Consider the following 4924-nt stretch of genomic DNA (forward strand, 5'->3'; position numbering starts at 1 on the left):
TTGGATGCGTTCCCCGTCGGCTTTCATGAGCCATTTTTCACCTCTTATCTTGCGACCGATTTGAAAGCCTTGTTTGCGGCAGAGGGCTTTGACTATATCGAAGGCGCGCAAGCGTTTTTGACCAAGGGCTGGCTGTTCCAAAAGCGCGGGGGGTGAGTGGGCTGCTGCCTTGGACTCTGCGGTCTCCCCTCGCCCCCAAATGGGGGAGAGGGGTGCTCTGCTTTTGGTCCTATTTGATTCCCCCGCCCCAACTGTGACCGAACGTCGCGCGACAAAGACGTGACGGCGGCATCGCAACATCCTATGACTGTCAGACTGGTTGCCTTGTACCAGATGGAGAGCTGAACTTGGGTGTGCTCAATTTTGTAACAGACATTTGGGACACACTGGCGATTTCGTCCGTCATGGTGGCCGCAACGGTGACGATCCACTTTATCGGTCTCGCCGCTTTAATGGCCATGATCCGACAGAGGCAGCCCTTGGCGGATGCGCATGCACCGCATTTTTCGCTGCGAGTCTTAGCGATCTTGTTTGTCGTGTTTGGCTTGTTCGCCGTACATACGATTGAGATATGGCTCTATGCCGTCGTCTATCACTTTGGTTTGCACGCCTTTCATGACTTTGAAACCGCGCTTTATTTTTCGACCGTCACCTTTGTTTCGCTTGGCTATGGCGACGTGATCCTGCCGCGCGATTGGCGCTTGGTAGGCGCCATTGAGGCGGCCAATGGTGTGATCCTGCTCGGCTGGTCGACCGCATTTCTGATCACGGTGATCGGTCGCCTGCGCGCCCTAGAGCATGAATGGCTCGACCATAAGGTGGAGTGACCGTTAGGCGATCAAGCGCGCCGATGCGGGTTCACGAAGATCGCCTCAACTTCAGTCTCAAAGAGCGCTGCCATTTTAAACGCCAAATCCAGCGACGGGTCGTGCTGGTCGGCCTCAATCGCGATGATAGCCTGCCGCGAGACCCCTAAAGCCTGACCCAGATCGGCTTGGGTCAGGCTCTTGGCACTTCGTAAGGCGCGGACGTTATTGATCATTTTGTCACCTTGCGTGCAAAAGGGGCCACAAGGGCAAAGCACGCCCAGAATAAGGGATAGATCATCCAGCTCGGCACATGGCTGGCCCCGGCATAGCTCTCGGCAAAGCCCCAAGCGGAGAAGAGGGCCATGGCGACACCCGAAGCCAGAATGAATTGTCGCGCCAAAAAGGCTCCGATAAACTCGTCACTGTCGCGGATCATCACCAACGTCGCCCAAATTTGGCCGGCAATCGGCAGGCTGACCAAAGCGGCCAAAACCCAACGGGCAGGGGTGGCCAAGCCATCCATGAGACCCGCAATCGCGCCGGCATTAATCAGCACATAGACGGCCATGAACAGCATGGTCCGGAAGATATAGGTCTTGGCTTGAGGTGTTTGTTCCATGGCGTGCGCCTCCTGAATGTCAGGTATACCTAACATCGACAATATGTCAGGTCAAGCTGACATTTTCGATTTCTTGCACCTCGCCAGACCCTGCAAAGTTGCATCGCGCGCAATTGCCCTCTAACCAGTTCCCGACATAATAAGGTCGGCAATACGACTGACAGCTCTAGGGGCACACGGACCAACATGTTTGATAAGATTCTGATTGCCAATCGCGGCGAAGTCGCCGTCCGCATCATCAAGACCTGTCGGCGCATGGGCGTGAAAACCGTCATCGTGTTTTCTGAAGCCGACCGCGATTCCATGGCCGTTGAGATGGCTGACGAAAAGGTCTTTATCGGCCCCGCACCAGCCTCTGAATCCTATCTGGTCATCGATAAGATTATTGCCGCCGTCAAAGAAACTGGCGCACAGGCCGTCCACCCAGGCTTTGGCTTCTTGTCGGAAAAGGTAGAGTTTGCCCAACGCTGTGCGGATGAGGGGATCGTTTTCATCGGCCCGAACCCACACGCCATCCACGCCATGGGCGACAAGATTGAAAGTAAGAAGACGGCAGCTGCAGCAGGCGTTTCCTGCGTGCCCGGCCACATTGGCGAGATTGCCGATACTGCGCATGCGGTCACCATCTCGGAAGAGATTGGCTATCCCGTTATGATCAAGGCGTCGGCTGGCGGTGGTGGCAAGGGTATCCGCGTTGCCTATGACCGCAAGGATGTTGAAGAAGGCTTCCCCGCCGTGCGCGCCGAAGCCAAAAACGCCTTTGGCGATGACCGCATCTTTATCGAGAAGTTCATTCTGGCCCCGCGCCATATCGAAATTCAAGTGCTGGGCGACAAGCATGGCAATGTCGTGCATTTGTTTGAGCGCGAGTGCTCCATCCAGCGCCGCAACCAAAAAGTCATCGAAGAGGCGCCAAGCCCGCTCTTGGACGAAGCAACCCGGGCAGCCATGGGTGCACAAGCCGTCGCGCTCTCTAAAGCTGTGGGCTATGATAGTGCTGGCACGGTGGAATTTGTGGCCTCTGGCAAGGATAAGAGCTTCTACTTCCTCGAAATGAATACACGCCTGCAGGTGGAACACCCGGTTTCAGAAGCCATCACAGGCCTCGACTTGGTCGAACAAATGTTGCGCGTGGCCTCGGGCGAGGCTTTGTCCTTCCAGCAATCAGACCTGTCGATTAATGGCTGGGCGATTGAGAGCCGGATTTATGCCGAAGACCCATATCGGAACTTCTTGCCCTCCATTGGTCGTCTGAAGCGCTATTTGCCCCCGGTTGAAGGCGATTTCGGTAGCCATAAAGTGCGCAATGATGCTGGCGTGCGCGAGGGTGACGAGATCTCGATGTTCTACGACCCGATGATCTCCAAGCTCGTGACTTGGGCACCCACCCGTTTGGCCGCGATTGATGCCCAAGCTGCGGCGCTGGATACCTTTGCCATTGAAGGCATTCAAGACAATATCCCGTTCTTGGCTGCCGTGATGGAAGAAGCGCGCTTCCGCTCTGGCGATATCACCACCGCTTACATCAAAGACGAATTCCCCGAAGGCTTTAAGGGCGCGCCCTTAACCGACAAGATTTTGCGCTTGATGGCAGGTGTTGGCGCTTTGGTTCATATGCGCAAGCTGGAACGTGACGCGCAAATCAGTGGCCGCATGACGCCACATAAACCGATCCGCTCAGACTGGGTTGTCCGCATCGAGGGCACGTATCACCCCCTCCATGTTGAGATCACCGACGGTGGTGCCCATATTCGCTTTGAGAGTGGCGACACGATCGACATCACCAGTGGCTTTAAGCCCGGTGACCGCTTGATCACCGGCGTCGCCCATGCGGCTGGCGTGTTTGCGAATGAGGGCTTTGCCGTTAAGTTCAGAGACCGCACGCAAGGCTATGAGTTCCAATATCGCGGTGCCAAAGCCGTGGTCATCGTCGCCACGCCGCGTGACGCTGAACTCCACGCTAAATTGCCTGAAAAGGTCGCGGCCGATACGTCGCGCATGATCATCTCGCCCATGCCCGGCCTCGTGGTCTCCATCGAAGTGGTGGAAGGTCAAGAGATTAAGTCGGGCGAAGCCATTGCGATTGTTGAAGCCATGAAGATGCAAAACATCATTCGGGCCGAGCGCGATGGCAAAGTGACGAAGGTCCATGTGGGGGCAGGGGCTGCGGTCGCCGCCGACGAAATCATGGTGGAATTGGGCTAAACAAGACCCCTCAAGCCAACCAAGGGCTTGGGTCATCTTCTTGGGCGATCAGAGACAGGCCGTGGGCGATTGAGACGAATTGGTCGCCTGTCTCCACCTTTTGAGCGCCAAAGCGGGTCTCAAATTGGGCTTTGACGGCGGGCACAAAGCTGGAGCCGCCCGTCAAAAATACCCGATCAATGCCGCCTTCATCGAGGCCGGCAGCGACAAGCGCGTCGGTCACGCAGGTGTCGATCTGGGCCAAGTCTTCGCCGATCCAAGTTTCAAAGTCCGCCCGCGTCAAGGATTTGACCATGTCCTGTCCGCCAAAGGATAGGCGGAACGTTGTTTCTTCAGCTTGGCTCAAAGTGGTTTTGACCGCCGCGATGGATCGATACAGGTGATAGCTGGCCTCCGCATCGAGGAAGTCCAGAAAGGCTTGGATTTTTTCCGGCTGCAGGGCCTGTTTGGCGAGCTTTTGTAAGTCCTGATAGTCGCGCGTATGGCGCATGATCGACAATTGGTTCCACTGCGAGAACCGCCCATAATAGGCCAGTGGCACCGGCAAGACTTTGCCGTCGCTGGCATAGTGGGAGCCTTTGCCAAACAGCGGCGAGACCAAATGGTCAATGATGCGCTGGTCGAAACTATCGCCCGCAATGCCCACACCGCGATGGGCTAATGCTTCGGCAGAGCGCGTCTTCTCTCCGCGTCGGAAGCGGATGATGGAAAAGTCGCTGGTACCGCCGCCAAAGTCCGCCACCAAGATGGTCGCATCCTGCGTCAGGCGCTGGGCGAAGAAGAAGGCAGCCGCCACGGGTTCATAGACATGGGCGATGTCTTCAAAGCCTGCTTTGGTCAGCGCGGCTTGATAGCGCGTGCGGGCAAGTTCTTCGTCCGAGCCTCTGCCGGCAAAGCGCACGGGGCGGCCCACCAGGACGCGCTTGGGGAAGGGTTGATTGGCGCGCTCACTCAAGCGGCGCAGGAAGGCAGCAAGCAAATCTTCAAACTTCCACGCCTTATTCTGGATGACGGTGCTGGTGAACAAAGGACTTGCCGCAAAGGTCTTGAAAGATTGGATAAAACGGCAATCCCCGCCCAGTTCCAAGAACCGGTCAATCGCCCAAGGGCCGACCTCCATCATCGCCTTGGCGCGATGGTCATCTTCCTCATGCCAAAAGCACAAGACCGACCGACAGGCTTGGACCAAGTCATTGTCATGCGCGAAATGAATCGCACGGCTTTGGCCTTGCCCATCGGGCAAGGTCGCAACGCTATTGGTCGTCCCGAAATCGAGACCAAGGGTGGGTGT

Annotated in this window: 5 protein-coding genes; 2 read left to right on the forward strand and 3 right to left on the reverse strand. The window is 56.6% G+C overall.

Translation table 11 applies throughout. From position 1 onward, the window contains the following. Positions 1–353 precede the first annotated feature (353 nt). Positions 354–827, forward strand: a complete 474-nt coding sequence (locus ACOVRA_RS08805) for an ion channel (protein ID WP_421719964.1) — start codon at positions 354–356, stop codon at positions 825–827. An 11-nt stretch (positions 828–838) separates the two neighbouring features. On the opposite strand, the gene ACOVRA_RS08810 is transcribed toward ACOVRA_RS08805, so the two are convergent. Beyond that, positions 839–1042 carry a helix-turn-helix transcriptional regulator gene (locus ACOVRA_RS08810; protein ID WP_298228191.1) on the reverse strand — a complete coding sequence of 68 codons (204 nt, stop codon included), beginning with the start codon at positions 1040–1042 and terminating at the stop codon, positions 839–841. After that, positions 1039–1428: a hypothetical protein gene (locus ACOVRA_RS08815; RefSeq protein WP_421719961.1), complete on the reverse strand. Its 390-nt coding sequence runs from the start codon at positions 1426–1428 to the stop codon at positions 1039–1041. The genes ACOVRA_RS08810 and ACOVRA_RS08815 overlap by 4 nt, the downstream gene beginning before the upstream one ends. A gap of 186 nt (positions 1429–1614) precedes the next feature. On the opposite strand from ACOVRA_RS08815, the gene ACOVRA_RS08820 reads away from it, so the two are divergent. Beyond that, on the forward strand, positions 1615–3633 hold the full coding sequence (locus tag ACOVRA_RS08820) for an acetyl-CoA carboxylase biotin carboxylase subunit (protein WP_421719962.1): 2019 nt from the start codon (positions 1615–1617) through the stop codon (positions 3631–3633). A 10-nt stretch (positions 3634–3643) separates the two neighbouring features. Here the strand turns inward: ACOVRA_RS08820 and ACOVRA_RS08825 are convergent. Next, a partial coding sequence (locus ACOVRA_RS08825; RefSeq protein ID WP_421719963.1) for an Hsp70 family protein occupies positions 3644–4924 on the reverse strand: 1281 nt, incomplete at its 5' end.

The organism is Aquidulcibacter sp. (genome assembly GCF_049239865.1).
Classification (GTDB): Bacteria; Pseudomonadota; Alphaproteobacteria; order Caulobacterales; family Aquidulcibacteraceae; genus Aquidulcibacter.